Annotated in this window: 4 protein-coding genes; all 4 read left to right on the plus strand. The window is 45.7% G+C overall.

All coding sequences use genetic code 11. The features are described 5' to 3' along the window. On the plus strand, positions 1-226 hold a 226-nt coding region (locus tag F6K20_RS24730), incomplete at its 5' end, for a hypothetical protein (protein ID WP_287296394.1). A 53-nt stretch (positions 227-279) separates the two neighbouring features. After that, positions 280-1,098, plus strand: a complete 819-nt coding sequence (locus F6K20_RS24735) for a GPW/gp25 family protein (protein WP_287296396.1) — start codon at positions 280-282, stop codon at positions 1,096-1,098. A 245-nt stretch (positions 1,099-1,343) separates the two neighbouring features. Beyond that, a complete protein-coding gene (locus F6K20_RS24740; RefSeq protein ID WP_287265071.1) occupies positions 1,344-3,866 on the plus strand; it encodes a baseplate J/gp47 family protein in 2,523 nt (840 codons plus the stop codon). 88 nt (positions 3,867-3,954) lie between these two features. After that, on the plus strand, positions 3,955-4,753 hold a 799-nt coding region (locus tag F6K20_RS24745; RefSeq protein WP_287296398.1), incomplete at its 3' end, for a hypothetical protein.

The following is a 4,753-nucleotide window of genomic DNA, read 5'->3' on the forward strand; positions in this document are numbered from 1 at the left end:
GCATCTTGGTGGAATGGGCATCTTGGTGGAATGGGCATCTTGGTGGAATGGGCATCTTGGTGGAATGGGCATCTTGGTGGAATGGGCATCTTGGTGGAATGGGCATCTTGGTGGAATGGGCATCTTGCCCGTTTCAATTCCCGGCAGGCAGGATGCCCACCCCACTCATATTCATTCCGCCCCTCAGCAATGCCCCTACATGGATGTAGACTTGGAATGCAGTTAAAAAAATACCAATTAAAGTAGGGTGGGCAAAGTTATCTTATCTAGAAGACTCATGTGAACCAAAATGTTTTTGCCCACCCTACAAGCTACAAGCTTGTTTTTCAAATCAGTTTAGTGCGATCGCAAAATTCCCCATCAGCCATCAGCCATCAGCGATCAGCGATCAGCGATCAGCGATCAGCCATCAGCCATCAGCCATCAGCGATCAGCGATCAGCCATCAGCGATCAGCCATCAGCGATCAGCCATCAGCGATCAGCCATCAGCGATCAGCCATCAGCCATTACCTATTACCTATTACCTATTACCTATTACCCATTACCCATTACCCATTACCCATTACCCATTACCTATCACCTATTACCCATCACCCATTACCCATTCCCCATTCCCCATTCCCCATTCCCGATTCCCGATTCCCGATTCCCGATTCCCCATTCCCCATCACCTAATGGAAAAAGATTTATTATTCACTCGCCGCCACACTGGACAATTTATTTCTGAGCGACAATTAGTAGACCTTAAAAGTGTCAATCGTGACTTGGCAACAGCGACAGGTTTAGATAATTTGGCTCAGGCAATTCTCAATCGCCTTTACACCCGTAAAGGGGAGCTTGCCGCTTTGGGACATCCTAATTATGGGTCACGGCTCCACCTGTTAGTGGGTCAACAAAATAATAATCGTCTTCGCTCCCTTGCTAATTTGTATATCCGTGAGTGTCTAGCTCAAGAACCTCGGATAGAAGAAATCAAGGCCATAGATTTTGAGCCTCCCTCTCGTCAGCAACGTTATACACTCGTAGCAACTGTAGTCCTTAAAGCTGTAGGCCAGGAAACACCCTTGACCCTGAGCTTTTCCCTACCTGGAGGGTAATGGGTAATAGGTAATAGGTAATAGGTAATAGGTAATGGGTAATAGGTAATGGGTAATGGGTAATAGGTAATAGGTAATAGGTAATAGGTAATAGGTAATAGGTAATGGGTAATGGGTAATGGGTAATGGGTGATGGGTAATGGGTAATGGGTAATGGGTAATAATGGGTGATGGGTAATGGGTAATGAGTTCATTAGCTAGAAATTACACGCAAAATTTAACTTCACTAGCTGGAGCTTAATGAGATGGTTTTTGAGAAAAAAGGCTTTGCTCAACTGTTCGAGGCCATGCAGAGTCGCACTCCTGACACCCTAACGGATTTTCAAGAAGGCAGTGTGGTGCGCACTCTATACGAGTCCTTTGCTTGGGAACTCGCCCTCCTCTACGAGCAGATGCAACGGGTATATCTGTCTGGCTTTGTGGATACTGCCGAAGGCATTGACCTTGACAAAGTAGTTGCTATTTTAGGCATTAAGCGGGGAGAACCGGATTATGCTACCGGAAAAGTTACCTTTACGCGAGATATCGGCATTGATGAAGATATTTTTATTCCCAAAGGTACACTAGTTACCACGGAAGATACCCAGGAGTCTCCCAAAAAAGCCTACGAAACCATTGAAGAAGGCAAGATTTCCAAAGACCAAACCACTGCCCAGGTGAGAGTCCAGGCTCTACGACGGGGTAAAACAGAGGAAACTGAAGCTGAAACTATTGTGGTGATGCCTCAGCCGGTAGTAGGTGTCAAGTCAGTTAATAATCAAGAAACCCTCCGATTTACCGGTAAACTACAGGAGAGTGACGAACAACTGCGCCAAAGAGCCAAGCAAACCCTGCTGGCGACCAGTGGTGGTAATACTACGTCCATCCGGAATGCTCTGTTGAGTTTACCTGGGGTGCGGGAAGTGCAAGTTAGAGAAAACTTCCACGTTGCTAAGGGCAAGGTTAAGGTTACTAAGAGTGGCTCCCTTAGTGAAGACCTTAAGGTTCCCAAAGGGACAACGATAAAACTCGAAATCTTAGGCACACAAACTAAAGACTATCACACCACTCAAGAGGTAATCCTCTCAGCAGGTGAAAATCAAGAGGTGGAAGTAGAGGTAGAGGCTGGGATTTCTGGAGCAGCTGGGGAAGCTCAGGCTAGTGCAACTTGGCAAGATTTAGAGGTTGATAGCGTAACTCTTACGGTTAGCAATGAGCAGGCTATTGCACGGCAAGACTTTGGAATCATTGAAATATTTGTTGATGGCATTGATTTTAGAGATCTTGAGAAAGTTAGTCAGCTCAAACAAGAAATTGACCGAGTTAAGGCAGCGGGAATCTACCCATTACTTAAAGCGGCGACAGCAGTGAACGTTGATGGGGTATTCCAAATTGAACTCCAACCGGGACTGAAACTGTCTCCAGAGGAACGGCTACAGTTGGAAGAAAAGGTGCAGCAGACAATTATCTCCCATCTCAAAGACCAGAAAATGGGTCAACCCTTGCTCATCTCTCAACTCACGAGTAAGATACTAGGCTGCAACGGTGTCAATGATTTAGTTGATTTTACCCTCACCACCAGTATCCGTAATTCAAAAGGCATTGAACTGGCTCGCCAGCACTATCAATCCTCCGAAACGCCAGTGAAACGGCTAGAGGTGGATATATTAGAAAAGTTCACCCCCCACTCGGTTCGCGTTGCCTCAGAAATCAAACCCCTTCCTGTAGCCTTACAAATTAAGGCTAAAGCACTAGATGATTCCAAACAACAGGCAATTGAACAAGCCCTACAACACTATTTTGCTGACTTCAAACCATCCCAGGCAGTGGTTAGGAGTGAGATTAAGGCAAGAATTGAAACAATCACCACCATCGAAGCAATCAAGTTAATTCCCTCCTTCTGGCAACCAGGGATTCCCTTTGATGGCGAAACCGTTAATGTCACGTTTGTGGAGCAGGCTCAGCTCAGTTCGGTATTTCTCTATGAGAGATTACTCACCATTACCGGAGCCTTGAAGCTGATTTTACCGGTTACAGTTACCCAACAAGAGAAGCAGCAAATTTACCAACAGGTTCGGGAGCAGGTTAGTGCTTATCTTGAGCAACTCCAACCAGAAGAAAATATTCAACTTGAGCAGCTGGTTAAGCAAGCAAAAACCGTAGAATCAGTGCTAGATATTAATTGGAAACTGGAGGATTTTCGGTTTCTGAATGGTGAAGATAATGAGGATAGAATTGACCCAGATAAGTCCCAAATTCAGGTCAAAAAATTTGAAAAAACTCAGTTAGATAGTCAGTTTGTCATTGATAGTGATATCCAGGTTGTTGATGTTGCGATCGCTACTTTGAATTTAAGGCTAACTCCGGCGGTTGCAGTTCCCGAAACTGTTGACCCAGCACAACTTAAGAGCGTTATGGAAGCAGCAGTTCGGAGTATTTTGACTCCCTCTCTGTTGCAGCAGTTACCCAAACTAGCAGTGGGAGAAAATCTGGATTATGACCAATTGCAAACTCTCTTGCTGCTACAGATCAGGACTAAGGCAGGCAATTTTGACCAGGAAACCCTTCAGAGTTTCATCAGCAATGGCCAAGTTTCAGAAGCTATTCAGGAGAAGTTAATGGAAGCACTCCGGAGCTTTCTCCGAGATTCTAACTACAGGATTGATCAGCTAGAACTCACAGCTAAGGGTAGCTCCTATCACGACAATATTCCGATTGCGATTGTAGAACGGGCTGAGATTCAGTTACAAGAGTCGTCTAGTTTGTCAATTGTGATTGAAGATAAGTAATGTAGCAATTTTCTATCCCATGAGGTGGGGATCCCCCTAAATCCCCCTTAGCAAGGGGGACTTTGAGTAGCGTAATAGGTAATAGGTAATGGAAAAACGCGGCAAAACCACCAGCATCACCAGTCGGTTTCCTCATTTCTATGACGGAGCCAATGTTGAGAGTTTGCTCTACCAATTTATTGATGTCTTTGGCTTTTTGCTGGAGCAAGGGGAAACCGACTTGCTCGCTGTGATGCGTTCCCATCATGTGGATACCGCTGACAATAAAGGGTCTCAAGGCTTTATTGCTGCCCAAAAGGGAGATTTAGATCAACTTTTTGCTCTCTACCTAGAAGCGTTAGGAGGCACCTCTCAACTGGTACAGGTAAGTCACCAGTTTAGTCCAGGGAGTATTAAAAATGTCAGTAACTTGGCCAAGAAACTTGATCAAGGCAGGGATGAACTGTCTCAGTATTTGCGATCGCAACTTGATCACGATACCAAGAGCCTTCTGGAGCGCTATCAGGTTGCCCAGGCTCAATTTAACCTAGAGTCTTTCAGGGATCTGCCCGGTCTAGCCATTCAGCTGTTGGTTGCTACCGTTGCTACCGATCAACTCAGTCATTATCTCAAAATTCACTTGCCCCCAGAAACTCTGGAACTGCTCAATCACTATGACGGTTTCCCCCCGCTGCCTGAACCCCTACAGCAGGGACTGGTGCAAACACTCAACCAACAGCTGGTTAATCCCTCCCTCTACCGGAAAAATAAGCCATACTTCCAAACCCTGACTCTTAGCAAAGCCGCTCAGCAATTGCTGGCACAACAGCCCATCGGGGAAGACCGACAACGTCTCAATCGCTTGTTGTTAGAAGCCGCCTATCCAGACTATATCAGCCCTAGCCATA

It is taken from the genome of Moorena sp. SIO2C4 (assembly GCF_010672485.1).
GTDB classification, from domain to species: Bacteria; Cyanobacteriota; Cyanobacteriia; order Cyanobacteriales; family Coleofasciculaceae; genus Moorena; species Moorena producens.

Bases quoted from the DNA above. Each gene is read 5' to 3' on its own strand.
- F6K20_RS24740 (WP_287265071.1), top strand. From the start codon at position 1,344: ATGGTTTTTGAGAAAAAAGGCTTTGCTCAACTGTTCGAGGCCATGCAG.